The 24438-nt window shown below is 65.3% G+C and carries 24 protein-coding genes; 11 read left to right on the forward strand and 13 right to left on the reverse strand.

What is annotated here, in order from left to right:
- Positions 1-326 precede the first annotated feature (326 nt).
- Genes PGB26_RS06945 through PGB26_RS06960 form a run of 4 tightly spaced genes read left to right on the forward strand, consistent with a single transcriptional unit; the run spans position 327 to position 3905 of the window.
- Positions 327-1325 (forward strand): TadA family conjugal transfer-associated ATPase, encoded by a 999-nt coding sequence (locus PGB26_RS06945; protein ID WP_271636948.1) that lies wholly within the window; start codon positions 327-329, stop codon positions 1323-1325.
- On the forward strand, positions 1319-2218 hold the full coding sequence (locus PGB26_RS06950; RefSeq protein WP_271636950.1) for a type II secretion system F family protein: 900 nt from the start codon (positions 1319-1321) through the stop codon (positions 2216-2218). Before PGB26_RS06945 ends, PGB26_RS06950 begins: the two co-directional genes overlap by 7 nt.
- A 45-nt stretch (positions 2219-2263) precedes the next feature.
- A complete protein-coding gene (locus PGB26_RS06955; RefSeq protein ID WP_442922971.1) occupies positions 2264-2413 on the forward strand; it encodes a hypothetical protein in 150 nt (49 codons plus the stop codon).
- 4 nt (positions 2414-2417) lie between these two features.
- Positions 2418-3905 carry a recombinase family protein gene (locus tag PGB26_RS06960; RefSeq protein WP_271636951.1) on the forward strand — a complete coding sequence of 496 codons (1488 nt, stop codon included), beginning with the start codon at positions 2418-2420 and terminating at the stop codon, positions 3903-3905.
- 189 nt (positions 3906-4094) lie between these two features.
- Here PGB26_RS06960 and PGB26_RS06965 read toward each other — a convergent pair whose 3' ends face one another.
- The 5 genes from PGB26_RS06965 to PGB26_RS06985 form a co-directional block, all read right to left on the reverse strand.
- On the reverse strand, positions 4095-4361 hold the full coding sequence (locus PGB26_RS06965) for a hypothetical protein (RefSeq protein ID WP_271636952.1): 267 nt from the start codon (positions 4359-4361) through the stop codon (positions 4095-4097).
- Between the two features lie 129 nt (positions 4362-4490).
- A complete protein-coding gene (locus PGB26_RS06970) occupies positions 4491-4625 on the reverse strand; it encodes a hypothetical protein (RefSeq protein ID WP_271636953.1) in 135 nt (44 codons plus the stop codon).
- Positions 4626-5375: 750 nt separating this feature from the next.
- On the reverse strand, positions 5376-6518 hold the full coding sequence (locus PGB26_RS06975) for a plasmid recombination protein (protein WP_271636954.1): 1143 nt from the start codon (positions 6516-6518) through the stop codon (positions 5376-5378).
- 319 nt (positions 6519-6837) lie between these two features.
- Positions 6838-8001, reverse strand: a complete 1164-nt coding sequence (locus tag PGB26_RS06980; RefSeq protein ID WP_271636955.1) for an AAA family ATPase — start codon at positions 7999-8001, stop codon at positions 6838-6840.
- A 557-nt stretch (positions 8002-8558) separates the two neighbouring features.
- Complete coding sequence (locus tag PGB26_RS06985) at positions 8559-8864, reverse strand: helix-turn-helix domain-containing protein (protein WP_271636956.1); 306 nt, start codon at positions 8862-8864, stop codon at positions 8559-8561.
- A 1019-nt stretch (positions 8865-9883) separates the two neighbouring features.
- Here PGB26_RS06985 and PGB26_RS06990 point away from each other — a divergent pair.
- Complete coding sequence (locus PGB26_RS06990; RefSeq protein WP_271636957.1) at positions 9884-10144, forward strand: hypothetical protein; 261 nt, start codon at positions 9884-9886, stop codon at positions 10142-10144.
- 432 nt (positions 10145-10576) lie between these two features.
- Here PGB26_RS06990 and PGB26_RS06995 read toward each other — a convergent pair whose 3' ends face one another.
- The 5 genes from PGB26_RS06995 to PGB26_RS07015 form a co-directional block, all read right to left on the reverse strand.
- A complete protein-coding gene (locus PGB26_RS06995) occupies positions 10577-13552 on the reverse strand; it encodes a type I restriction endonuclease subunit R (RefSeq protein WP_271636958.1) in 2976 nt (991 codons plus the stop codon).
- Positions 13549-14745, reverse strand: coding sequence for a restriction endonuclease subunit S (locus PGB26_RS07000; RefSeq protein ID WP_271636959.1), 1197 nt, complete (start codon positions 14743-14745; stop codon positions 13549-13551). The genes PGB26_RS06995 and PGB26_RS07000 overlap by 4 nt, the downstream gene beginning before the upstream one ends.
- Entirely contained in the window at positions 14738-16264 is a 1527-nt protein-coding gene (locus PGB26_RS07005) for an HsdM family class I SAM-dependent methyltransferase (RefSeq protein WP_271636960.1), read from the reverse strand. The genes PGB26_RS07000 and PGB26_RS07005 overlap by 8 nt, the downstream gene beginning before the upstream one ends.
- A gap of 244 nt (positions 16265-16508) precedes the next feature.
- The gene (locus tag PGB26_RS07010; RefSeq protein WP_271636961.1) at positions 16509-16961 is read right to left on the reverse strand and encodes a hypothetical protein; all 453 of its coding nucleotides are present in this window, start codon (positions 16959-16961) and stop codon (positions 16509-16511) included.
- A 246-nt stretch (positions 16962-17207) separates the two neighbouring features.
- The gene (locus PGB26_RS07015) at positions 17208-17645 is read right to left on the reverse strand and encodes a hypothetical protein (protein WP_271636962.1); all 438 of its coding nucleotides are present in this window, start codon (positions 17643-17645) and stop codon (positions 17208-17210) included.
- Positions 17646-17768: 123 nt separating this feature from the next.
- Here PGB26_RS07015 and PGB26_RS07020 point away from each other — a divergent pair, with 123 nt between their 5' ends.
- From PGB26_RS07020 to PGB26_RS07035, 4 genes are all read left to right on the forward strand, one after another.
- Positions 17769-18137, forward strand: coding sequence for a hypothetical protein (locus PGB26_RS07020; protein ID WP_271636963.1), 369 nt, complete (start codon positions 17769-17771; stop codon positions 18135-18137).
- Between the two features lie 77 nt (positions 18138-18214).
- Positions 18215-18613 carry a hypothetical protein gene (locus PGB26_RS07025; RefSeq protein WP_271636964.1) on the forward strand — a complete coding sequence of 133 codons (399 nt, stop codon included), beginning with the start codon at positions 18215-18217 and terminating at the stop codon, positions 18611-18613.
- A 186-nt stretch (positions 18614-18799) separates the two neighbouring features.
- On the forward strand, positions 18800-19405 hold the full coding sequence (locus PGB26_RS07030) for a GIY-YIG nuclease family protein (RefSeq protein ID WP_271636965.1): 606 nt from the start codon (positions 18800-18802) through the stop codon (positions 19403-19405).
- A gap of 6 nt (positions 19406-19411) precedes the next feature.
- Positions 19412-20491 (forward strand): hypothetical protein, encoded by a 1080-nt coding sequence (locus PGB26_RS07035; protein ID WP_271636966.1) that lies wholly within the window; start codon positions 19412-19414, stop codon positions 20489-20491.
- A gap of 10 nt (positions 20492-20501) precedes the next feature.
- Here PGB26_RS07035 and PGB26_RS07040 read toward each other — a convergent pair whose 3' ends face one another.
- Positions 20502-21359, reverse strand: coding sequence for a GIY-YIG nuclease family protein (locus tag PGB26_RS07040; protein ID WP_271636967.1), 858 nt, complete (start codon positions 21357-21359; stop codon positions 20502-20504).
- A 90-nt stretch (positions 21360-21449) separates the two neighbouring features.
- Positions 21450-21629, reverse strand: coding sequence for a hypothetical protein (locus tag PGB26_RS07045; RefSeq protein WP_271636968.1), 180 nt, complete (start codon positions 21627-21629; stop codon positions 21450-21452).
- Between the two features lie 27 nt (positions 21630-21656).
- On the opposite strand from PGB26_RS07045, the gene PGB26_RS07050 reads away from it, so the two are divergent.
- Both PGB26_RS07050 and PGB26_RS07055 read left to right on the forward strand, forming a co-directional pair.
- Positions 21657-21968, forward strand: a complete 312-nt coding sequence (locus tag PGB26_RS07050; protein WP_271636969.1) for a hypothetical protein — start codon at positions 21657-21659, stop codon at positions 21966-21968.
- Positions 21969-22173: 205 nt separating this feature from the next.
- On the forward strand, positions 22174-22938 hold the full coding sequence (locus PGB26_RS07055; protein WP_271636970.1) for a DUF4839 domain-containing protein: 765 nt from the start codon (positions 22174-22176) through the stop codon (positions 22936-22938).
- 109 nt (positions 22939-23047) lie between these two features.
- Here PGB26_RS07055 and PGB26_RS07060 read toward each other — a convergent pair whose 3' ends face one another.
- Complete coding sequence (locus PGB26_RS07060) at positions 23048-24235, reverse strand: GmrSD restriction endonuclease domain-containing protein (RefSeq protein ID WP_271639614.1); 1188 nt, start codon at positions 24233-24235, stop codon at positions 23048-23050.
- Positions 24236-24438: the final 203 nt, after the last annotated feature.

Below are 24438 nucleotides of genomic sequence, written 5' to 3' on the forward strand. Positions count from 1 at the left end.
TCGTGCAGGGACACGACCGTGACAGGGCGAATTTAGTCCCGCCGCCGGAAGAGGCCTACTGTCGAAAGTCGGTAGTGAGAGCGGTTTGCCGTGGCGCCGGCCCACGCATACACTGACCTCAGCCGATTCGTATACGGCTTCAGCGCGCCCGGGTGCCCCCCTCGTTCCGGGCCAGCGCGTGGGCGGCACCTCATTCCCCCCGTGAGGTGCCGCCCGTCCGTCTACGGGGCGGCGCTCCTACTGCACAGGGCTCTCGTCGCGGCGGTTGTGCACATCGCCTGGGAATCGGGCCTGGCCGCGCGACGCGACGAGCCTAACGTCGTCGCATGCCCGAACCGTTCGTCTTCCGACCACGGCCGTCCGACACGCACGACGGTGCTCACCGTCCCGTCGATGCGGATCCGGACCTCGGCGCGCTCGCCGACTATGCGCGTGACGCCGAGGTGACGGACATCTTCGTCAACGGCGCCGACGGCCTCTACGTCGATCGCGGTCGCGGCGCCGAGCGGGTGCCGGCGTGGCGCGCGTCGGAGCGCGAGGTGCGCGACATCGCAGTCACCCTCGTCGCGGCGGGCGGACGGCACCTCGACGACCAGTCGCCCTGCGTCGACGTGCGGCTCGCCTCGGGCATCCGCGTGCATGCCGTCCTCGCCCCCGTCTCGGTGAGCGGCACCGCGCTGTCGGTGCGGATCCCGCGGGTGCTCGGCGCCGACCTCGCGGCGCTCGCCGCGACCGGCACCTTCAGCGACGCCCAGCAGGCGTGGCTGGCGCAGCTCGTACGCGACCGGGCCAACGTGCTGATCACCGGGGGGACGGGCACGGGCAAGACAACGCTGCTCGCTGCGCTGCTGTCGGAGGTGGGTCCGGGCGAGCGCATCGTGACCATCGAGGACGTCGCCGAGCTGCGACCCCGGCACCCGCATCACGTCTCGCTCGAGGCGCGCCAGGCGAATCTCGAGGGCGCCGGATGCATCACCCTCGCGATGCTCGTGCGGGAGTCGCTGCGCATGCGCCCCGACAGACTCGTCGTGGGCGAATGCCGCGGCGAGGAGGTGCGGGAACTGCTGACCGCGCTCAACACCGGTCACGACGGGGGCGCGGGCACGTTGCACGCCTCTGGTCTGGCGGACGTTCCGGCGCGTATGGAGGCGCTCGGCGCCCTCGCGGGGATGGATGCCACGGCGTTGGCGCGCCAGGTGGTCAGCGCGTTCACGATCGTGCTGCATCTGGAGCGCAACGCGGATGGGCGTCGGCGCATCGCGCACGCCGGACGATTCGTGCTGCGGAACGACCGCCTGGCGATGGAGGAGGTGCAGCCGTGGTGAGGTGGCGGCAGCGGCATCCGGACTCGAACGACCCGCCGCGGGCCGCGGCCGCCGTGCGCACCCTCGCCGTGCTGCTGCAGGCCGGTGCCCGACCGCACACGGCCTGGCGGCACCTCGCCGACACCGGCGACATCGTCGCGGGGCGCGTCGTCGCCCGAGCGGACGCCGGGGCAGAGCTCGTGGGCGCCATCGACGCGGAGGGCGGTGCATGGTCGGACGTCGCCGCCGCCTGGGAGATCGCGACGACCGTCGGCGCACCGCTCGCGGACGTGCTGCGGGCGCTGTCGGAATCGCTGCAGGACGCCGCTGCCGCCGCGGACGACGTGCGAGTCGCCTTGGCCGAGCCCACCGGCACCGCCCGCCTGCTGCTCTGGCTGCCGTTCGCCGGGCTGCTGCTGGGATTCGCGCTGGGCTTCGACACCATCGGCGTACTGGTCAGCAATCCGTTCGGTGTCGCCTGCGTCGTGCTCGGTGTGGCCCTCGTGCTTGTCGCGCGCTGGTGGACCGCACGCATGGTGCGGGCCGCGCAGCCGGCGGCCGGCACCCCCGGCATGCACGCCGAGCTGGTCGCAGTGGCACTCGCCGGCGGCGTCGGCATCCCGCGGGCGCTGCGGCTCGTCGAGCACAGCCCCGCCGCACTGTCGGGCGATCGCGGCGCCACAGACGCCGTGCTGGAGCTGTCGCGCTCCGCCGGGGTGCCGGCCGGCGAGCTGCTGCGCGCGACGGCCGCACAGCAGCGGCACGAATCGAGGGTGCGAGGGCGCGTGCGGGCCGCGCGGCTCTCGTCGAAGCTGCTGCTGCCGCTCGGCGCCTGCACGCTGCCCGCATTCCTGCTGCTCGGGGTCGCACCGCTCATGCTCAGCGTGCTCGCGTCCACGCCACTGCCCATCTGAGACGTCCGGGGCGAGAGCCGCCCCGCATGAGAGAGAAGGAACACCATGACCGCACTCCACACCGATCCGCTGCCTCCGCTGACCCGAGGCCGCGCAGCCGAGCTGTTCTCCGACGAGACCGGAGCGGCCACCGCCGAATACGCGATCACGACGATGGCCGCCGTGGTCGACCCAGGGCACACTCTGTCAGGATGAGCGTATGTCCTCTGCCATTAGCGCTGTTCCGCGACCGGTCATCTACGCACGTCAGTCGGTAGACGAGGAGCAGGGCATCGGTCAACAACTCGATGACTGCCGAGCGGAGTGCCAGCGACGGGGGTGGCAGATCGCTGGTGAGTTTCAGGATAACGACACCTCCGCCTCTAAGGAGCGCGGCCCGAAGACGGCGTGGGCTGCCATGCTCAAGGCGTTCGATTCGGACGAGTTCGACACGATCATCGTGACCGAGACTTCGCGCATCACTCGGAGCCTTGTTGACGTTCTGGACATCCGTCCTCCGCGTCGAGACATCCGAGTCGTGGTCATTCGTGAGGCAATCGACACGGAGCATGACGACTTCATGCTCAAGCAGCTCGTCCTTCTCGCGGAGCGTGAGGTGAAGATAAAGGGGGCGCGCGCGGCGCGATATGCAGCGACGCGCAGAGCGGCCGGACACCCGACTCCGGGCAAGCCGCCGCACGGGTATCGGTGGGTTCCTCAGATCGAACGTGATTCGACGGGTATCCGCTATCGAATCGACGACGCAGAGGCGGAAGACGTGCGACAGATCTTCCGTGAGTTTCTCTCGGGAGCGCCTCTCGGACAGATTGCCCGGGATCTCAGCGAAGCTGGTCGGCTGACGCGCAGGGGGTCTAGATGGAGCTCGTCCACGGTTCGACGCGTGCTGTTGAACCCGGTGTATGCGGCCCTCTTGGCGCCTGCGCAGCCCAGCGGTGAGTATGACGCAACCGCAATTGACCTTGAAGCGTGCACGCCCGGGTCATGGGGCGCGATCGTCGAGCGCGATCACCTGGTGGCGGCTCGCAGCCGGCTGATCGGCACGAAGCCAAATCACAACGGGACGGCGCGGAAGTGGCTACTGTCGGGGCTCGCAGTTTGTGCTGTGTGTTCTGCCCCGGTGCGCTCTGCCCGAGGGGAGACCCATCCGACAGCGCGGGCGGACGGAAGCGGCGCAGCGCAGACCCGCCGCTACCACGCATATCGCTGCGTCCAGGGCCACTTCATGCGCAACGGAGACATCATCGACGACTTCGTGTCCGAGGTGTGCATCGCCCGCTTGTCTGAGGTTGATGCCGTACAGCTGGTGACGCCCCGCGCGGACGGAGTGGACGTCGGCGTTCTTCACGCGAACCGGGAAGGGCTGAAGACGCGGAGGCAGTCGATCGCACGCTTCGTTGCGCGCGGACTCATGACCGACCTGGAAGCCGACGACAGCCTTCGCGAGATCGCCGATGAAATGCGGTCGATCAGCGAGGCGATTGCGCGAGCGGTCCGAGAAGACCCTCTGGCTGAGTTGGCGGAAATCGATGACGTTCGGGCTTGGTGGAGTGGCGGTACTCTCGCCCGCCAGCGATTGCTCGTGGAGCACCTCATGACGGTGAAGATTCACCCTGTCGGGCACGGGAAACGTGTCACGAATCTCGATGCCGCGGAGAAGACGGTGACCATCCGATGGAAGCGGGACTGACGCGTCGCGCGGTCGGTGCCGACCCGCACACCGAACTCTGCCTCGGTAACACCAGCGCGGTAGCGAGAGCCGCAAGCAGGCGGCTCAGCGGCCAGAAAGAAGGACGAGCTGTCAAGGCTCGTCCTTCTCCTCGCTGACTCACGCCGCGCTATCGGTTCGGATGGTGCTCGTGCTCCGGCTCGATGGCTGTCAGCGGCTCCAATCGATCGGCTCAGGCGTCATTTCTATGCGTGTGCCATCGGATATCAGCTGTGCCCACTCGGACAAGTCCGGCTCGGTGATGTTCCCGTCGTAGCTCGCGAAGAGCTGTCGCAGCGCCGGACGGATAACCGCGATCGGTTGCCCGACATACTGCTGGCGTAGCCGCTCCAGATCCTGAGTCTGCTGCGCTGCCATGTTGGCAACCGCTTCTTCGGCGACGCGGCGCATTCCTTCTTCGTTGAACTTGAAGTCCATACTGTGATTCCTGCTTCCTCACCCGAAATCGGGTGCTGGCGCAGTGGGAGCGAACCTCGAAGACGCGTTCTCGTGGAGAAGAGCTGACACGGAGGGCCGGCAATCAGACCACCGACCCTCCGCGCTTGATTAGTCCTTACCGAGCGTCGAGCCGGCCTTCGACTTCGCGGCCTTGCCCGACGAGTCGGTCGCGAGAACGCGACCCGCCTTGCTCAGCTGCGCCTTCGAGGGTTTTCCCGACGACCGCGACGATGTCTTCGCCATGGGGCGCTCCTTCCTGCTTGAAAAGGAGGGCAGATCACGTGAACCGACGTGAATCGACTCGCGCAGCCGCTATGGAGCGTCTAGAGTCAAGTAGTCCTGCCATAGACAACTCGGCCCCGATCTGACCCGTATGAAGAGCTCCGCTCCGGCCGTCGGATCGGGGCTCTTGTTTGTGCCCCCACTCTACTGGCGCCCTCCGACATTCGGCTGGCTGTGTGGCGATCTGAGCGCTCAGCATGTCGCAGAGGTCGAAGTTGTCCAGTGGGTGCCCGAACGCACGTCACAGGACGATTTAGGCGGATTTCCGGGCAGATTCAGCGAGTTCGGGCCCCAAGCGAATTACACGGCTGTGATTCTGTCCACAGTTTGCTCACAAGTTGAGGCGGCGAGTCTCACAGAGTTGTCCGCAGCATCGTGGTGCCAATTGGGTTTAGTGGGCCATATTCCCCGCAGCTCCGGCGTCCGGTCGCGCTGACGGGTGACGGGACGCTCACCCCTATCATCCGAACTTCTGTTGCTCGCGCTGGCTCGAGGGCCGGGAGGTGCCCACGCGACGTCCACTAGTGTCCATATAGTGGACACTAGTGGGACGATCAACAAGGTCCTGACCATCAGTCGGCCAGTCATAGGCCTCAGGATGGCCCACCTGACGGCCAGATCAGTCCAACAAAACGAGGAAACTATCGAGTGGTCAGCAAAGGGCCATCGAGTGCCCATAACATGGACACTCGATGGCCCTTCGTGGTCGGCTTAGAGTTCCAACTCTGTTCGTGACGACTTCGGCGGCGGGTCGCTCTTCTGAGTCATCGCAAGAGCCTCTCGCCGGAGGGCCTTGAGCTTAGCCATGTCGGCATCAAAGCGGCTCCGTAGCGTCTGCCCTCCGAAGGAAACCTTGTCCAGCCATCGGTCGACATCCGCGGGCACTTCCTCGAGGTGCTTATGCATGTCCTCCATCCGGTGCCTCTCGTTGTCTGCTGCCCTGCGCGCGTGCAATGCAGCCTCCCGAGCCCTAAGGGCGGACTCGGCTGCCACCCGAGCGTCTTGCGCAGCCTGATCTGCCTTGGCGCTGAGCACCCTTGCCTCTTGCTCACGGTCGGCGAGACGTGCCTCGTGTTCATCGAGATCGGACTTCCGCTTGAGCAGCCTCATCGCCTGGAGCTGATTTGCGCTCTGCGCCCTCTCCGCTTCCTGCGCTGCGTCACGGAGCCGATCCGCCTTCGCCTGGAACTCACTACTGCTGAGGTGTTCCCTCGAGCGCTCGGTGACGCGATACTCGACGTCGTAGCCGACTGCGGCCACAGCGTCGCGCAGCTCCTTATGCTGGCGCTTGAGGTCGGCCGGGCCCTTGAAGAAATCCTTCTGCGACAGTCGACCGTCGTCAGTGATGGGCGTAACCATGACCTGCAACTGAGGACTGACCTCGTCCAAGTGAACGGACCACCCGACCACGTTGGCCTGTCCGAATTCCGCGCATGCCCAGTCGAGCGCGGCCCCCATGTACCGGGCAGCTTCAGCGTTCATCCCTTCGGCGCGCCAGCTTGGGTTGTGCTCCTCGAACCACCTGGGGTCCAGCTGAAGGATCAGACCCCGCATTAGCACCGCGTCTTTCCGAAGCTTCCGGTCGACGGTACTCAAGCGCTGCTTCAGGTAGACATCGAACTCGTCGGATGGAGGCCGGCCGGCCACGGAGCGCGCCTTCCTGAACCCACCCTCACCGTCGTTGACGACGGTGAGATTGAGCCTTGTCCTGTCCGGAACGATGTTCTTATTCGCCTGTGTGAACTGGAAGCCTGCCGCTTGATCGAGATCCCGCGCAATGTGCCTGAAGAAAGCCTGCGCGTGGCCGCCACGCCCCACTTTGTGGGACGCGTCGAACGTCATCGTGTAGCTCATCCTTCGCTCCTCTCGACGTGATTCGTGGGCTGTTCCGTCCTCGACGCAACAGCCCACGAAGCCTCCGGCGGCTCTCCCGAGGGGCTTCTCCTGTCGCTCATCCGGAGCCCACCCCAGTGCTTCCTTCGGTGGGTGGGCTCCTCCTTCGCGTCAGAAGAAGGTGTAGCCCCATACACTTTCGCGAGCGCTGCGCTCCGTGAAAGCTCCTGTGGCCCTGCGGGGCGCGTCGCAGCACGGCTGCTCCACCGCACGATCGGGGCGTGCCCGATCGTGCTGAAGAGGAGTTCCGTTCGTGTCCTCCCGATGGTCTTCGCGCACATCACTCCCACTCCTTCACAGAGGAGTAGTTGCGACCTGGCACCGCCGGGCGATCGACTATCGACCTCACGAGCTGCCGCTTGCGCTCCGCTGTCTCCGCTGGCTCCTGAATGACCTCACCGTCGATATCGAGGTCGTACCCTTCGTCGATCAGCTGGTTGCATCGCCCGCGATGCGTTGCGTGGCACCAGTCAGGGTTGCAGGTACCGTCGTGCCACGGATGACCGCATTGCGAGCGGCCACCGGCGGCGATATCGTGCGGCACGTCGTAGGGATCCCCGATGCGGAACGGCTTGATGTGTTCGTAGTTGGTCGAGTTCCTTGGGCCAGGCGTCGATGAGATGTAGCCGCTGTCGACGAGGATGCGCAGCGCAGCCGTCATGGTGTCGGCCTTGCCCTTCACTGACCGCTTGATCTCTCCGGTATTGAGGGATGTGCCCACCTGCTGAAGATGCTGCGAAATGTCGTGCATGTGGCGGGTCGGCGCCCAGTCATCACCCGATGTTCGAGAAAGCACAGCGTCGATGCCTTCGTCGCCGCGAGCGGGGGCGGGGTTCACAGACAGGATCGCGGCAACCTCGCCGGTGATGAAGTGCCCATGCCGATCTTTCGTGCAGGTCAAGCGCGCTTCACCCGGCCGCCCCTTGGCGAAAGACATGCCCGCGCGTACGGTCTGGATCATCTGAACGCCAGAGATCGCTGCACGTTTCCGCTGGGACCCGATTGGTGAGGCAGCGGCGCTGTCCGACTTCGGTAGGTGATCGAGGAGTAGTACGGCGGGGCCACGGCGTGCTATCTCATCCGGGACACGTTTGAACCACTGTGCAACTGCGTCATCAGAGTTCGGGTCCGTCCCCTCCAGCGCCATGCTCTCGCCCGTGCTATCGATCACGACCAGGGTGGGCCGCATGAAGTCAAGGACTGCCCAAAGATCGGAACGAACATCGTCTTTGAACGCTTCTTCGGGATGGATGTATCCGAACCGGGTGGGGTCAGCTACGAATGCGTCAGGTACACCAAGGTCGAGGAGACGGGACACGATGCCGATCGCACTGTCCTCGAGGTCGACGTAGACGACGCTGTTGCCATCCTGGAGTTCCGTCGCGACGGCTTGGAGCGCCGTCCAGCTCTTGCCGCAGCCAGATTCGCCAGCAAGCCCGTTCACCGCGCGGCTGTATAACCAGTGCGAGCCGTCCGACAGCCGTCCGACGGTAGGACGCGGGCGATCTAACGTACCGTTGCGCAATCGTGCGACGATGTCGCTCAGGCCGTGCGCAGACCATGACGAGCCCGCCTTCGGCGGGATGACCGTCGTACTTTGGACCGCTCGCTCCGCTCGCTGGCTCGCAGGGAATGACGGGTGAACTTGGCTGCCAGCAAGGGTGAGCCCGATAGACGCCAAGGAGTCCTCAGTCGTCTCTGTTCCCGTTCTCGAGTCGTTCCCGCCCTCGGGAACGACTCGAGGTGACGGCGCTGCGAACACCGATCCGTGCCGTTCCCCCGTTCCCTCTCCTAGAGGGAACGGGTGAGAACGGTTCGGATCGAGCCCTCGCGGGGAAGCATCTCCCTCATCGCCACCCGTTCCTCCAGGGAACGGCTCGATGCGCTCCTCGGCCGTGCTCTGCCCGCGAGCGGAGCTCGCGTGAACAGACGGGACCGCGCGAAGCGCGCCAACAGGCTCGTTGGGAGGCCCTGCGTGGTCGAGGTGGCTCGATTCGTCGGTCACTGTGCACCTCCGAGGATGACAGCGAGGCGTTCGAGCTGCGCTGGTGTCAGTCGTGGGGCTTCGGCGACGACGCGAGCGACGGCGGCATCGATTGACCGCTCGGCGGTCGGGCGCCCGACGATCGGCTGCGCCAGCGCATCGAGGTCGCCCGGGCTGATGTAGATGCGCCGGCCGATCCGTTCGGCTGGAAGGATACCGTCGGCGATCTTTCGACGAAGCGTCGATTGGCCGATACTGCGACGACGCGCAGCTTCCTGGAGAGTGAGTCGAGAACTGTTTCGGGGGGTCGTAATAGCAGGCAAGGCCCGCTCCTCTCAAAGAGGAGGGCACCTGCATGTCTCACGAGCATCTGCCGATGGTGTTCTCGCCAGGGTCAGTTGACCTGACCCGCGTCTCACCAGACTCTCACCGCTGGGCTCATCATGCGCTGGTGATCGCACTCGCCTGTGGCTTCGGAAATAAGTGACGACGGCGGGATCCGACCCCGTTACCCGTCGGGTGCATCCGACCGGCGGTCGAACAATGCAAGGTTAGCATTCAGAGGCGCTCGATATGCAAGAATTCTCCACGTTTACGAGCAAATATGGAGAAAGCTCGTCGGGTTACCGCTAACCTCGAGGTCGCGTTCAATCTGGATGGAACGAACGCAGCGCGACATGCCCCGAACTAGCCCCGTACCGAATCGGCGGTACAGGGCAATGAGGCGCGAAAAGCCCCGGCCAACGGGAATAAAAACTCAAATTCAACAGTGTTAGCCAGAGTGATTGTTACCGATAGCCAGTCGCGCGCTGGTACATCCCGATTTACCCGCTGATCAGGGCTAACGAGTCCGAGTAACCACGTTGTAACCGAAGTACCGCGCTTTCAAAGGAACTCTATACATGCGTGTGCGCATGCGCGCATGTGTGTACTTTCTCGGATTCTGCGGTACATCGGTTACATCTCTCTCTTCTTTCTCTCTACTTCATCGAGAAATCAAGGGAAGTCCCGCCATCCCGGCGTACCGTATTTGCTCCGCGAGCTCCGCCGACCGGTTACACCTGCTCCGCGAGCAATGGTCCGAAATAGCTCTTGACCTCGGTTTTCCTGCTGCGCGTCGTGTAACCGATGCAGATCCAAGAAACGGTACTTTCGGCCCCGATGGCCCCTGACTGAGCAGAAAGGCCGCCACCGATACTCCGGTGGCGGCCTCTTCAGCGCGCGGCGGTGACTACTCCGCTGCCGCCTTGAGCTTCGAGCCTGCCGTGACCTTGACGTGCTTGCGCGTGGGGAGGAGTCTCTGGAACGCGCACGAGAGCGCGTTCATCTGGAACTCCTGCCGATGTCGTTCCTGCACGAGGTCTACCTCGAGTGGATGAACGAGCGTCACCGACGCGAAGAACCCCTCAGCCGGTACACGTTTAGCCGTCGCCTGCGCGCCCAGCTGGAGGAGAGCGGCTGCCGGGCATGGCGCTACGCCCGCTCGCGCCCGGGACAGCTGCTGCGCTGCACGGACCCGCTGGCCACGCGCATCGGCTGGTGCCACGACGGCACCAACGACGCCATCTACGGACTGCGTCGACGCCGGCACGCCGCGGCCTGACCCAGCGCTGTCCCTCGAACGGATCCACCCCCATGAATGACATGCCGAACTCCTCAGCTCGATAACCTTATCAAGCGCGCTGATCTCGCCGAGCGCGCTGATCTCGCCGAGCGAACGCTCACCCGCATCGCGGAGTTGATGGGCTTCAAGGAGGTCACCGACGGCGGCACCACCGCGCAGCGGCTCGACACCGTGCGCGGCATGATCGACCGCGGCTCACCGGCGACTGGCCCAACGTCTGAATGGCAACGGCGCTCCCGCTGTCGAGATCGCGATAGGCGTGTCACGGCAGTGGCGGATGAGACGCGAACCATGGCTCACGTGTACAACTGCCTGCTACGGTTGCACCTGGTTCCTTCCCTTTCGTGTGAGGATTCCACGCCCCGGTCCTGTTTCACCCGCCATCGGCGGTCGGACCGGGGCATCTGCATCTCAGTAGTGCTTCAGGATGTACTTCCATGCCGACGCCATCGGCTCGCCGGTGCGCGGCAGACCGTACCTCTTGAAGAGGGCGTTCAGCTCACGCTTGATCGCCTTCATGGAACCCTCCTGTGACGTCCACTGCGGGTGCACGGCGTGGCTGACCAGCTGGTCGACTTCGCGAGCGACCTGGCTGACGAGCACGGTCATGCCCGCCGGCTTGTGCTCCTCGAAGATCCGGGTGAGCATCCCCACGTTCGGGTCCGGCAGGTCGGCGAGCACGCCCTCTTCGTCGGCGTCCTCCACGGTCTTCAGGTCCGTGCCGACGGTGAACAGCTTTGTGAGCCACAGGAGCGAGTCTTCGGCGGTGGTGATCATCTGCTGTCGCAGCTGCTCCAGCCGCTCGGCGATCGACTTGTACGCAGCCTCGTTGGCGCCGCCCCCGTCGAGCTTCTTGCGGATCCGCTGGGTGAGCGAGTCCATGATCTCCTGCGCGGACTTGCCTTCGTACTCGGTCGGCACCGGCGGCAGCTGACCGGCGTCGGTCATCTGCTTTATGGTCTGGGCGTCGGCGATCACCACGGCGACCTGCTTGTCGTCGACCCGGACGTTGCGCATGTGCTGGTGCACGAGTGCACGGGTCTTCGGCCCGAGCCGTTCCCAGAGGATGTCGTCCTCGGAGTCCTCACTCGGGATCGCGGCATACACCTGCGCGTACCAGCGGTAGTCGCCCTCCCACTCGGTCAGGTGCTCATCGGGAGCGATCGTCTCCCACAGCCCCTGGGCGTAGAGGTACTCGGCTCTGTACTCGGCGCGGTCTTCGCTGCCGGGCGGGAGCCGCTCGAGAGCCTGCTGCAGCGAGTCCATCGAACCGTCGCGGGTGATGCCCACGAAGCGGCGCCGCATCTCCTTGAGGGCGGCTTCAAGGTTCTCCAGCAGCGTGTCCGTCTCCAGCTCGCGCTGGACGTGCTCGGGGTCGCTAGGGGCGATCGCGCGCGCGAAGGCACCGCCGAGGCCGACGTAGTCGACGATCGTGCCGTAGCGCTTCGTGAATCCGGTATCCGGGTGCCGCCAGGGCCTGTTCGTGCGGGTGATGGTCTGGAAGAGCGTGTGCAGCTTCATCGGCTTGTCCAGGTACAGCACCCCCTCGATGGGCGCGTTGAAGCCGGTGCCGAGCTTGGCCGTAACCACGAGAAACTTCAGGCCGTCGTTGACGTCACGGAACCGATCCAGCAGCGCTTCCTCCTCCCCCTCGGAGAGCTTGTACGCCTCGAACTCGCTCTTGCCGGTGGCGGAGATCACGACGGCTACCTGGTCACCCCTGCCCGTGCGCGAAAGCTCCTCCCGCAGCGCCCGCTCGTACAGGATGCACAGCTCCTGGTCGGCGACGACCACCTGCGCCTTCATGCCGTGCGGGTCGATCGAGGCGTAGAAGTGCGCGACGATGTCGGCGGCCACCTGTGCGATCCGCTCGGGGTTGTGGAAGATCGCCCGGGCGTTGGCGACCCGACGCGCGAAAGACTCTTTCTGCGTGTCGCTGAGCTGTTCCTCGTCCGCCAGCGCGTCGAACGCCGCGTCGAGCTCTTCCTTGGCGACGTCGAACCGGACGGGCCTGGGGATCACTCTCATTGGGACGGTCGTCCCGTCGGCGATCGAGCGGTCCGAGTCGTACGTGTCCAGCGCCCAGCCGGGGTCCCGCTCGTCGCCGAACAGCTGGTAGGTGTTGCGGTCCAGATCCGCGATCGGGGTGCCGGTGAAACCGAACCGGTGCGCGTTCGGCAGCGCCGCGCGCATGTCGGCGCCGAGAGACCCCTCCTGCGTGCGGTGCGCCTCGTCGACCAGCAAGATGACGTTCTCCCGCTCCGTGAGCACGCCGGCGCCGGCGAACTTGTGCACGGTGGTGGCGATGATGCCCCGCGCTCCGTCCTTGAGCGCCTGCTGCAGCGAGCTCGTACTCCCCGCCTTCACCGGCTGGGGGACGCCGGCAGAGGCGAACTGGGAGAAGGTCTGAGTGACCAGCTGCGTGCGGTCCGCCACGGCGACGATGGTCGGGTTGTGCATCCGCGGGTCGAAGTAGAGCCGGGTCGCCACCCAGCTCATCGTGAGCGTCTTGCCGGACCCCTGCGTGTGGTAAATCAGTCCCCGCGATCCTGCCTGGCTGGTCGCGCGCTCGACGATCTTCTCCACGGACGCGTACTGGAAGTAGCGCGGCAGCAGCTTGATCGTGCGTGCGGCGCCGTCGTCGGACTGCCGGTCGTACATCGCGTAGTGCTCGATAAGGTTCAGGGTCACCTCGGGTGTAAGCAGGCCCTGAACGCTCATCTGCACGCGCGCCCAGCCCTCGATGGTCGCCGGCACGTCAGCCGAGCCCCACCGCTGCCAGTGATCCAACGGCGTGCGGACACCGGCGTACCTGAAGTCTTTGCCCTCCGTGGCGAAGGAGAGCAGGTTGGGAGTGAAGAACGCAGGCTGGTGCACTTCGTAGGAGGTGTAGATGTCCTTGGCGCCGTCCTTCCAGCTCTTCACCAACGACACCGGCGTCTTGGTCTCACCGACGACGACCGGGATGCCGTTGATCCACAGCACCAGGTCGAACCGCGCGCCCTGATAGGTCACTTCGTCCGAGACCAGCAGGGTGTTCTCGCCGGGGTTGTCGAAGTCCAGCAGCCGGAACGGCTCGTCATGGTTGGTGTCCGGCATCAGCACCGTCCCGCCGCCGCGCAGCAGGTGCGTGAACTCTTCGTTGGCGGTCATGAGTCCCTCGGCCGCCGCGCTCAGGGCCACCTGCCTGACCTTCGCCAGCACGGCGTCGGTTCTGCCCACAAGGGCCGGGTTCAGCCGCTCGATCGCGTCGCGGAGGTCACTCTCGATGAAGACCTGCTGCGTCGTGCGCGGGAGGTCTTTGCCCTCCACGTGCGCCCATCCGGCATCGACCAGCAGCTCGACGAGCGCTTTCTGCACAGTGCCCTTTTCGGTGTACCCGGTCATGCTGCTGCGCCCTTGTCGTCTTCGTCGTCGAGGTTCAGGAGATGGTCGTAGCTCTCAGGGATCTCATGCTCTCCGGAGAGCAGCACGGTGAGCAGGTTGCTGCGCAGCGTGCGGAGTGCTTCGGCAGTGGCGTGGGCTGTCGCAACGTGCTCCCACTGCGAATCCAATAGTCGAAGCGACGTCTCCTGAGCAGTGAGCCCCGGCATAGGTACGGCGATTGCTTCGAGCTGGTCCGCGTTGAGACGCATGCGTCGGAGAACAGACCCCTTCAGACGCTGCTGCATCAGCGACCATAACCCCGGCCATCGACAGTAGTGACGAAGCAGATCGGGAAGCAGTCTGGAGCTATCGACCTCGAAAACAGGGAACTCGCTACTGACGAATCCACCATCTTCGTTCTGAGTGGAAACCGAGATGGGCCCCTCCCAGGCGGTCAACTTCCGATACACGAGCTGGTTCTCTCTGACGCGCGTGAGGGTCGAGTAACCGATGTTCTCACCCGCTTCGACGCCGCGGTCTATGAATCCCTCGCCGGATCGAAGCACCCCCACTAGCCGATAGGTTGCATCGGGCTCGACTCGCGTTCGATCTTCAGAGCGCGATAGAGCTGCTCCGAGAGGAGCGAAACTCGCGCCCGAGGTGAACTCCGCAGTCAGATGCGCCATGTACGAAGATCGTCCGGCGGTCGCTTCCGCCTCAGCAGCAGCGATCGCGGTGTCGACAGATGTCATCAGATCCACGATCCGGTACTGCTCTGACAGTGGGGGGAGAGCTATAGGGAGGGCAACCATAGCCGTCGCGCTGGTGCGAGGCATCTTGGTGCCCTTGGAAGACCTATTCGCGAAGTCGATGGACTCCTTCGACCGCAGGACGAGGGAGAGGAAGGCCTTGCTGATGCCGGTATCGAGCTTCGGCCTCCACACCAGTACCTCCGTGCTGCACACTGCGGTCTCATGCGCTACAGCGACCTTGTTGAGATAAGGCCTCAGCTTGCTGAACAAAACGTCACCCGGTTGAACCAGGATCCCAGAGCCACTCATGTCGCTTGAAAGGGCACTCCTCACGATCGCAGGCGATCCGCTGTCGAAGTGTTCAAGGCCGATGTACGGCAACGTCACACTCGAGAGAGGTACCGCAGTCGAGGAGACGGCCGCTACATCCCCCAGCCGAGCCTCCCGCCACCCCTCACGCATCGAACCCTGCCTCCCGCAGCCGCAGGTCCAGCGCCGCCCGGGCGGCATCCATGCGCTCCTGCGCCTCGCGCAACGATGCGAGCGCAGCGTCGACGTCTGCTTCGGCCTTGGTCTCGGTCTGGATGTACCGTCCGATGTTGAGGTCGTAGTCCTGCTCGCGGATCCTCTCGCGGTGTACGAGAGAGAGCGAGAGCCCGCCGTCACCGTCGATGTCCTCGCCCCGCTTGTAGGCAGCGTCGATGGCGTCGACGTCGTCGTCGCTGAGGGTGTTCTGGTTCTTGCCGGCCTTGAAGCGGGCACGGGCGTCGATGAACATCACGTGCTCGCGGCGCTCGGCGCTCTTGTCTGATCGGAAGATCAGCAGGCTGACCGGGATCGAGGTCGAGTAGAACAGGTTGTTCGGCAGGCCGATCACGGCCTCGAGCTTGTCGTTCTCGACGACCCACTTGCGCATCTCCGCCTCGCGGCCGCCGCGGAACAGCACGCCGTGCGGCATGACCACCCCGACGCGACCGTCGCGCTCGTCCATCACGGAGAGCATGTGCTGGATCCACGCCCAGTCGCCGTTCCTCGCCGGCGGGACGATGCCTCCCAGGGCGCGCTTGTGCGGGTCTTTCGCCCAGGTGGATGCCGGCCAGTTGTCCAGCGAGAACGGGGGGTTGGCGATCACCACGTTGAACTTCCGCAGGCGTCCTGCTTCGTCCAGCAGCTTCGGCTCCCGGAACGTGTCGCCGCGCTTGATCTCAAAGTCCTCCACACCGTGCAGGTAGAGGTTCATCCGGGCGATGCCGGCGGTAGTGAGGTTGTACTCCTGGCCGTAGAGGAACAGCGACCGCGGGTTGCCGCCGGAGAGCTTCACCGCCTCGACCGTCTCCACGAGCATGCCCGCGGAGCCACAGGCCGGATCACACACGGAGTCGCCGGCCTGCGGGTCGAGGATCTTCACCAGCAGGTGCACCACCGGCCGCGGGGTGAAGAACTCGCCCGCCTTCTTGCCCGACGCCTCTGCGAACTCCCGCAGCAGGTACTCGTACGCCGAGCCCAGCATGTCGCCGGAGACGTGAGCAGGATCGAGGGTGAGCTTGTCGAAGACCGCCATCAGCGCCCGAAGAGCAGCCTGCGGGATCCGCTCCGTGTTGGCCCAGTTCACATCTCCGAAGACGCCGGCGAGCTTGCCGGGGTTCGCCTCCTGGATCGCGACGAGCGCCTTGTTCAGGGCTTGCCCGGAGTTCTTCGTGACCTCGAAGGTCTCATCCCAGTGCGCACTGTCGGGGATCAGGAAGGTCTGGTACTCGTCGTCCTCCTGCTGCTGAGACCAGTCCTCACCCAGGTCCTCAACCGCCTGCTCGTGGTGGTAGTCGTAGACGTCGCTGATCCACTTGTAGAACAGCACCGGGAACACGTACGCCTTGAAGTCGCCGGGATCGACCGGGCCACGAAGCGCGTTCGCAGCACCCCACAGGGCCTGCTCGAGCTCTCGCTGCGTCAAGTGGTCGGGGTTCGCGGGTGCAAGCGTCATCGGTACTCCTTGTAACGTGCGTCGGCGATCCCGAGAAGGCGCACGTGTTCCTACCGTATCGGCGCGTCTGACATCCCGTACGAGGCCCTGCACCGGCGTTCAGGACATCTACATCGACGGCAGCGTCAAAACCACGGGCATGCTGAACGTGCTGCGCATCGACGACGACGGCTCATGATCGGAGCGCTCGGTGGGACTCAGCTTCCGTGCATCGTGACGCCACATCACCGTCAGTGTCGCAGCGTCAGCTCGGAACGATGACGACTTCCATCTGAGCCGGGTCGCGTTGTTCGTCAGCCCACGCCCGCGCTTGAGCTGCGACTTCCTCTGCGCTGCCTCCGTTAAACCCCGGGAAGCTCGTTGCCGCGGAGCTTGCCATCCAGGCAGTGAGCGGCTCGCCGTCCTTCGTGGACGCGGACATGTAGCGCACCACGATGAGAGTCTTGCCCGTCTTCGCAGATGCCTCGTCAGTCTTCCGGAAGAACGCGCCGAGGTCGGAGCTGTCGGATTCCCCGATTGACGCAACGACCTCCTGCATGACCGGCTCGGGTAGCGACTTCTTCACGTCCAGAACGATGAACGATCCGTCGTTCATTTCGTACGGGCGAAGCGTGCCGCGCATCCCGTTCAGTTTCCTGGCTTGAGCAGGTGTCAGCGGCGCGCCAACCTGGAGGCCCTGAAGCTTCAAGGGTTCCACGATCGGAGTCAGGGTGGGTGACGGCGACTGCTCTACCTGAGCGTCACCAACCTGCGGGGCACACCCAGCGAGAAACAGGACCGCAACAACCGCTGCGAGGACGAGACGTGAGGGCGCAGGCATAGCTGGAGCATAGTGGCCAGGCCGACCGAGTCGAGCAGAGGTGATAGAGACTGCGGGCGTGGTCGTGGCACAGCGCGTTCAACACGAGACCCTGACGCACTACTGGCCACGGCCATGCTCGGCTTACGGCACCCACTCGCTGGACGTGTAGTCGGCGGTGATCTTCAGGGCGCCGGCTGCCGGCTCCGCCCAAAGCCACACCGTGCGCGGATCCCACAGGTTGCCCGGGACAGACAGCTGCGGCGTCGCACCCATCTGCGTAGCGAGTTCCTCGGCGGACTGACCTTCGGGCGGCCGCACGAGAAACACCACAGAGCACCCGCCGCTCCCGCACCCAACCGTCTCGTTGAGTACCGCGGCTCCATCAGGCAGCGGCACGGACGACAAAGGCGGCACATCACCTTCGTCCGCCCACATGAACAGCCATCCCACGCGCGCGACGTAGAACAACGCGAACAGCACCGCCGCGACGATGAGAATGCTCCGCGCCGTGCGACGGCGGCTGGCGCGCGCCGTCTGCGCATCCCACGCGTCCCGGTCGAAGGACGGGGAGGCTTCCATGGACAGAGCCTATCCGTCGCGCTCACGCGCTAGATCGACGCGCCTACGCTCGACTCTGCTTATCCCGCACAGTCAGTGGCACCGGATAGGTTCGACCTACCGAGCAGAACGGGAGCACGCATCGTGACTGAACACGAAGCAGAATCGACGATGGTCTCCGATCCGCGAGAGCTGGTGCACACTCTCACCGAGGCCCTAGGCCCGACACTGGTGGCCGCACTCGCGGGTGCGAAGAACTCCCACACGGCAGAGTCCTGGGCATCGGAGAACGGCCCCCAACCGTGGCCGTGGGCCGCCGAGCGGATCCGCTTCGCCGCCGAGCAGTGGCGCAGGATCTCGAGTATTGAGGATCCGGACACCGCCCGCGCCTGGTTCGTCGGTGCGAATCCCTGGTTACAGGACGATACCCCTGTCAACGCGATCCGCGAGGGACGCTTCACTGACATCTCCCACGCGATTCAGGCGCTCGTCGACGACTCGTTCAGCGGCTGAGGGGCACCGCCATAGCTGCATTTTTGGATGCATTTCTACCGTATCTTTACAGCGCATTTCGACGGTAGAATCGAGTCATGAGCACCACGATCACCTCCGACCAGCGACCCCCCCTGCGGGCCTACGAAGACTCGATCAGGCTTCCCTTCGCTGAGCTGATCGTGCAACTGCGGGAGATGATCGGCGTCCGGCTGGTGGCGTACATCGGAGGCGTCAAGGCAGCACGCTCGGTCACGTCGTGGGCGGACGGCGCAGGTGAGCCTGGAGAGGTAGACCGCGAGCGGCTGCGCCACGCGTTCTACGCAGCAGCTCTCCTGCGCGAGCGGTACGACACCTCCACGGTCCAGTCCTGGTTCAAGGGCATGAACCCGGCCCTGAACGACCAGGCTCCGGCCCAGCTGTTGCGTGAGGGCGATCCTCTCAGAGATGCCCGCGAAGTCATCGCCGCGGCGAAGTCGTTCGCGTACATCGGATGATGTTAGACCGACTCGAGATCGAGGTCGCAGACGGTCTCGGCGACGTCTGGCATGCGGGGCATGAGCCCGACGCGTGGTCGTGGGTGCCGTGGCAATACGCCGACGACAATGGTCTCTTCGGAGGTCGGTGGGATGAGGCGACGAGCGCCAGCTCGGAGAAGCCGGTCACGCCAGTAGAGTCACCACATGACGGAACCCTCCCTGGAGGACCTCGCCGCGGCCGCCGTCGCGACGCTCACTGGTGAGCGCTGGGCGATCACGGATGCCGCGCAGCACGTCCCCGCACGCCCGGGCCTGTACGCCATCTACGGCGACGAGCAGGCCTGGCACGACCTCCAACTCGAGCCGGCACTCGACCTGCCTCTTTACGTGGGCAAGGCCGAGGCGAGCCTGGTCTCACGCGATCTGAACGGCCACTTCGCCACGAACCCGAACTCCACGCCGCGCACCGGCGGCTCCACCGTGCGCCGATCGTTCGCAGCCCTCCTGCGCCAGGCGCTTGATCTGCACGCCGTGCCGCGCAATCTTGCGAAGCCGGAGCGCTTCTCGAACTACGGGCTCGCCGACGGCGGAGACGCGCGCCTCAATGAGTGGATGCACTCGCGACTCACGCTCGCCATTTGGTCGGCGCCGGCGGGCATGCCCGTCCCGCTGGGCGACGTCGAGACCGCGGTCATCGTGCGCTTCACGCCGCCGATCAACCTGGACAAGAACCCCGGCAAGCTCGCCCGCCTCTCTGCTGCACGTGCCGCGATGGCCGCAGAGGCTGCCGCATGGGGCCCTGAGAGCTAGAGTCTCATGGAACTCGAGATCACCACCACGCCGCGCGAGACGCTCGTGTGGGCACCTTCGGCCGAGCAGGCCGACCAGCTGCGCCGCGAGCTGACAGATGCCGGCTTCCTCGTCGTCGCCGCCGCCCCGTGGGAGCTCGACCAGCACAAGCTCATCCCCGAAGACGAACACCTCGAGTTCGATCCCGCGCGCATCTTCAACGTCGAGATCGGCGCTGAGGCCAACGCGGCACTGCAGGCTCTCGTCAACTCCGGGCACTCCCTCGTCTGGCACCGATGGCAGCCGCGACCGCCGCGGAAGATCTGGGGCGTCGCGGTCTCCATCCGGCGGGCTGGCACGAATACCAGGAGCACGGAGTCCGCCATCCACTTCGGCATCCCCGTGCGCGCGACCCGTGGCCTGAGCCTCCGGATGTCCCGCGACACCTACGCCAGGATCAGCAAGCGCTCGTCGCTCTCTCGCTGGACACGGGACATGGATCCCGAACTCTGGGACAGGGTCGATCAGTTCTATGAGGACGCCGAGCACAGGATCTACACCGACGCCTGGTGCGTGGAGATGCAAGCCCAGGCACTGGCGAACTTCGACCTCAACATGTCGCACTTCGCGTCGCTCGACCACGGCGAGTTCGATGCTGCTCTGCAGCGCGCTGTGAAGAGCCAGCGCGGCATCGTCGAGGTCACCGACCTCAGGAAGTGGGACGGCGTCGCCGGGCTCTACATTATGGTGCTCGACGAGTACCGTCAGGCCTACGTCGGTGCGACCAACGAGACCACCGGCATCCTGAAGCGCATCAAGCAGCACTGGACCGGAACGAAGCCCCTGGACCGGCTCATCTGGGGAGACCCGCAGACCTCGATCATTTCGATCGACAGCTTCCGCGCGCTCGACACCACGCGCATCTTCGCGCTGAAGACCGCGCGCTCGTTCGCCGGCGAGAACCCGCTGCTCGAGCAGTTCCCGCCCGAGTTCATGCTCAACCGCGTGCCCGGCGGCCGCGATGTCACCAAGCTCGCCGCCATCGTAGGCGTCGACAAGGTGATCAGGCGCCGCGAGTTCTCACAGCCTGACGCCCCGACCAGCTGAACCCCAGCTCTCAGTTCCAGTTCATCCCGTGCGCGCGGCTGTCCAGCGCGTTCTTCCAGAACGACTCGCGAGCCAGGATCGTGTCAGCTCGGGTCTTGGGGTCGAAGATCTCCAGAATCGAGTACTGGAAGTTCTCCACGATGTGCCCATCGCCGAGATCCTTGCGGAGCTGCTCGAGCTCCCGGTTGCCGCCGGTGAGGTTCTTCAAGTGCGCGTAGCTGAACCAGCGCTGCCACAGCCCATTCGCCTCCCCTGACGCCGACCCGACGTACAGCCGCCCGCAGCTCAGGTCGGTGATGACATAGACGCCCTTGACGCTGGAGAGCGCGTCCTTCCAGCTGGGCTCGTCGCCGGCGATGATGCGCTGCAGTTCGTGATGCCGCAGCCGGACGTTCTGGTATCCGGGGAACGTGCCGAGCTTGACGTCGGGTGCGAGCTCGTAGACCTGCGGGGCGAGCCGGCTCTCCTGAAGCCCCACGTAGTGGCGCAGGTACGGAGTACGACCGATGGGCCTGTCGAGCTTGATGATCAGGCGCTTGATGTACTCCTCGTGCAGCGGGAGCGGGGCCAGCTCGTACCCCAGGTCGTCGAGGCGATCGGGTTTGATCTCGGTCACCTCGAACGCGCCGCCGAACATGAAGTACTGCGGCCCATAGGGGTAATACTGCGCGAAGGCCAGCAAGTACCGCGCGCCACCCATGTTGTTGTTCGTCTGCTTCGTGCGCCAGCGACCAAAATTGAGCCAGCGCTCGTGGTCATCCATGAGGAAATCCCACGCTTCACCGCTGCCATCGCCCGCGCGCATGTTGAACTTCACCTTCGTGAGCTGCGGCTGCGGAACGGGAAGGAAATCCTTGAAGGTGATCAAGCGGTGCTCCCATCGGTACTGGCGACGAGCGAACGGACGCTCTCCCTGGTCACTCTAGGGATACGACCCGGTCTCCCGTCGATGGAAGGATCACACCATGAACGCCTCGCGCCCCGATGAGCGCCGTGCACGCGCCGCGACCGCTGCTTCGATTTCATCGAGACGGAGGTCCGGCCACACCTGGCGGCCGGCGGCAACCTGTGGACCAAAGGGTCCGGAGGGTACCCGCGCCGCCTTCGGCAGATACTCCGTGTACTCGACGACAGCCATGAGGCGGCCTTCGCGACCCGGGACGCGATGCAGCTGGAGCCGGCCGAACGGGTCGTCGAGCACGTGATTCCCTTCAAGCGGATCATCGTCGAGATCGTCGATCCGAGCCAGGCTGATCCGCGATCGAACACGCGCCAGGAGCCGATCGCAGGAGGACCTGCCACGTCACCAGACCACCTGCTGTCGATCTTCGGCCAACTTCTCCAGAAGTGCTGGGTCACTAAGGACGAGCACGATCGCTTGAACCGCGCCGGCCGGAGTCTTCAGTGGGATGCACCTGACGGCGACGGGTGGGCGCGGTATCGCCTCGCCGAGGTGGTCGCCTATCCGCTCACGTAGCCGTCGTGCACACTCAAGCGCTGCAGCGGACGCTTTCCGGCACGACTGTTGCTGATCCATCTGCGCACTGTTGCGCATGGTTGAAGCCCTTACCGGGATGAGACGACAGATGCTCGCGTCCGTTCTCGGACTGACCGTCCAGCCGATATGCTCCCCATGACCCGGCGGTGAGCTGTTCTCCCGGGATCTGCAGAGGGAGAACCCAATGACGGACAGTGACGTGCGCCCTGAGTCCGAGACGGTGAAGTATGAGACCAGGAGCGTCCAGACGGTCCGTGGCACCGAGAAGCTCATGATCTCGAAGTGGGAAGGGGACGGCTGGGAGTACGTCACCCAGAAGCCCGGCAAGTTACGCACCGAGCTCGTCTTCCGCCGCCCCAAGCCGAAGACTCCGTGGAAGATGTACGCGATCCTCGGCGGGGTGCTCGTGATTCTCTTCACCTTCATCGCCATCATGGCTGCGATCACGGGCGGTGACGGCGATGACACCCCGGCGCCGGCAAGCACCTCCAGCGCAGAAGGTGGCGCGCCGCGGGATGAGCCCTCGGAGAAGCCGGACGAGCCGATCGCAACGGCACCAATTGAGGAGGCTCCGTTGACGGTCGATAATAGCCCCGTCCTCGCGGCTCTTCTCACAGGTCCCTCAGACGGTCCGACTGTCGCGGCTTTCGCGCAGCAATACGCCGGTCGGTTGATCGAGTTCGATGGCTCGATCGGGGCGATGAACAGCCATGAGGGATACGCGACCCGGTACGACATCCTCATCACGTACGGGGATTACAGCGAGACTCACTCGAACGGCGGTCCGAGTTTCCAGTTCCGCGACGTCAACATCACAAACGACCTGCATCTGACGGGTGACGTTCCTGACGCGATTGGCGTCGGCACCAACGTGCACGTCGTCGCCCGGGTTGGCGCATTCGTAGACCCGATGTTCCTACTCGAGCCAGTGGAGACCAGGGTCCGCTGAGCTCCGCGGTAACGCACGGCAGGTTCCACGGTTACGCACGGCATCTGAACCAAAGTTCGGAAGTATCCGGCGTCGGCGATGCGAGCTGACTAGCCACGAGCCGTAGCACCTACTCGCAGGCCACCCCGTCACCATCGCGGTCGAGCTTGCGGGAGTACCCCGGGTCTCCGGTGCGAATCGGCGCAGCGCCCGCGGCGCGCACCGCCGTGCAGTTCTCGTAGTAGACGGATACGGGTGCCTTCTCCACAGGTGCGGGAGCAGGGGCCGGTGCTGCAGGCGCTGGGGCCGCGGGCTGGGGTGCAGGGGCGGGCTCTTCCTTCACAGGCACCGGCGCAGGAGCAGGTGCAGGTGCAGGTGCCGGCTCCTGCTTCACCGGCACGACCTTCGCGAAGCCTGAGGTGAGCACCGGCTCCTCGGGGCACGCGCTCAGCACGCGGGCGATCGCGTCGTGCTCAGCCTGAGTGACCCACAACCCGTACGTGGCCTTTACCGCGACCTGACGCGCAACGTACTCGCAGCGAAAGCCCGTGTTCTTGGGCAGCCAGGTGGCTGCATCACCGTCACCCTTCTGCGCATTCGCAGACCCCTCGACAGCAAGGAGGTTCAGGGGGTCGTTGGCGAATGTCGCGCGTTGGTTCGCCGTGAGCTGCTGCGCGCCCTTCTGCCACGCATCCGAGAGCGCGACGACATGGTCGATCTGCACGAGCTCGCTGGTGCCCTGGCCGCGGACGAAGCTGATTGCCTGACCGGTGAACGGGTCGTTCAGCGCGCCCGTCAGCACCCGGCATGAACCCGAGCGCACAATCGCGGTGAGGTCGCGGGCGAGGATGTCATTGCGGGTGTCGCACCCGTTGCGGTCGACGTCCAGCCAGCGCTGCCCGAACAGGTCGCGGTCGTAGCCGGTCTTCGACGCCCTGCCCTTCACCGGCAGAGTCTCCAGCACCTGAAGCGCCGTCATGCCCTCGGTGCTCGAGGTGTCGGCGACCGTCGACGAGTCACCCGCGAACGGCACAGACTCTGCCTCCTCGACGGCGGCCGGTGTCGAGCTCTCGGTGGGCTCCGCGGACGGCGACGGCAGACCAGGGCTCTCCAGAGCTGTCGTTGGCGGAGAAGCAGAACTCGGGCGGTCAGCATTGCCGCCGATGACGGCGTTGGCGACGCTGCCGGTGAGCAGGAAGCACACGGCGGAGATCGCCGTGACGATCGTCGCCGTCTTCCGGCTCGGGAACCGCAGCCAGGTCGGGGTGTTCTTCGTCAGAGCGACGATGCCGGTGATCAGCACTACGAGCCACAGCATCGTGAAGATGGGAGAGAGGAGTATCCCCGCTAGCGTCAGGATGCCGATCACAACCCACGCCCACAGGGGAAGCTTCTTCCGGACCTTCTCGCCGGACTCTCCGCCTTCTCGAGTGGAGAACGCCGTGCCACTGGCCGGCGGCGGGAGTGTCTGCAGGCCGGACGGTGCAGCGGACTGAGGGATCGACCGCGTGTGCGCAGTCC

It is taken from the genome of Microbacterium sp. nov. GSS16 (assembly GCF_028198145.1).
Taxonomy (GTDB): domain Bacteria; phylum Actinomycetota; class Actinomycetes; order Actinomycetales; family Microbacteriaceae; genus Microbacterium.

Excerpts from the sequence above, each read along its gene's own strand:
- PGB26_RS06965 (WP_271636952.1), bottom strand. The coding sequence starts at position 4,361 with ATGGACTTCAAGTTCAACGAAGAAGGAATGCGCCGCGTCGCCGAAGAA.
- PGB26_RS06995 (WP_271636958.1), bottom strand. The coding sequence starts at position 13,552 with ATGACCGGGTACACCGAAAAGGGCACTGTGCAGAAAGCGCTCGTCGAG.
- PGB26_RS07005 (WP_271636960.1), bottom strand. The coding sequence starts at position 16,264 with ATGACGCTTGCACCCGCGAACCCCGACCACTTGACGCAGCGAGAGCTC.
- PGB26_RS07060 (WP_271639614.1), bottom strand. The coding sequence starts at position 24,235 with ATGCTGTGGCTCGTAGTGCTGATCACCGGCATCGTCGCTCTGACGAAG.
- PGB26_RS07025 (WP_271636964.1), top strand. The coding sequence starts at position 18,215 with ATGAGCACCACGATCACCTCCGACCAGCGACCCCCCCTGCGGGCCTAC.
- PGB26_RS07055 (WP_271636970.1), top strand. The coding sequence starts at position 22,174 with ATGACGGACAGTGACGTGCGCCCTGAGTCCGAGACGGTGAAGTATGAG.
- PGB26_RS06990 (WP_271636957.1), top strand. The coding sequence starts at position 9,884 with ATGTCGTTCCTGCACGAGGTCTACCTCGAGTGGATGAACGAGCGTCAC.
- PGB26_RS07030 (WP_271636965.1), top strand. The coding sequence starts at position 18,800 with ATGACGGAACCCTCCCTGGAGGACCTCGCCGCGGCCGCCGTCGCGACG.
- PGB26_RS07045 (WP_271636968.1), bottom strand. The coding sequence starts at position 21,629 with ATGGCTGTCGTCGAGTACACGGAGTATCTGCCGAAGGCGGCGCGGGTA.
- PGB26_RS07015 (WP_271636962.1), bottom strand. The coding sequence starts at position 17,645 with ATGGAAGCCTCCCCGTCCTTCGACCGGGACGCGTGGGATGCGCAGACG.
- PGB26_RS07035 (WP_271636966.1), top strand. The coding sequence starts at position 19,412 with ATGGAACTCGAGATCACCACCACGCCGCGCGAGACGCTCGTGTGGGCA.
- PGB26_RS06975 (WP_271636954.1), bottom strand. The coding sequence starts at position 6,518 with ATGAGCTACACGATGACGTTCGACGCGTCCCACAAAGTGGGGCGTGGC.
- PGB26_RS06970 (WP_271636953.1), bottom strand. The coding sequence starts at position 4,625 with ATGGCGAAGACATCGTCGCGGTCGTCGGGAAAACCCTCGAAGGCGCAG.
- PGB26_RS06945 (WP_271636948.1), top strand. The coding sequence starts at position 327 with ATGCCCGAACCGTTCGTCTTCCGACCACGGCCGTCCGACACGCACGAC.
- PGB26_RS06960 (WP_271636951.1), top strand. The coding sequence starts at position 2,418 with ATGTCCTCTGCCATTAGCGCTGTTCCGCGACCGGTCATCTACGCACGT.
- PGB26_RS07000 (WP_271636959.1), bottom strand. The coding sequence starts at position 14,745 with ATGCGTGAGGGGTGGCGGGAGGCTCGGCTGGGGGATGTAGCGGCCGTC.
- PGB26_RS07050 (WP_271636969.1), top strand. The coding sequence starts at position 21,657 with ATGCAGCTGGAGCCGGCCGAACGGGTCGTCGAGCACGTGATTCCCTTC.
- PGB26_RS06955 (WP_442922971.1), top strand. The coding sequence starts at position 2,264 with ATGACCGCACTCCACACCGATCCGCTGCCTCCGCTGACCCGAGGCCGC.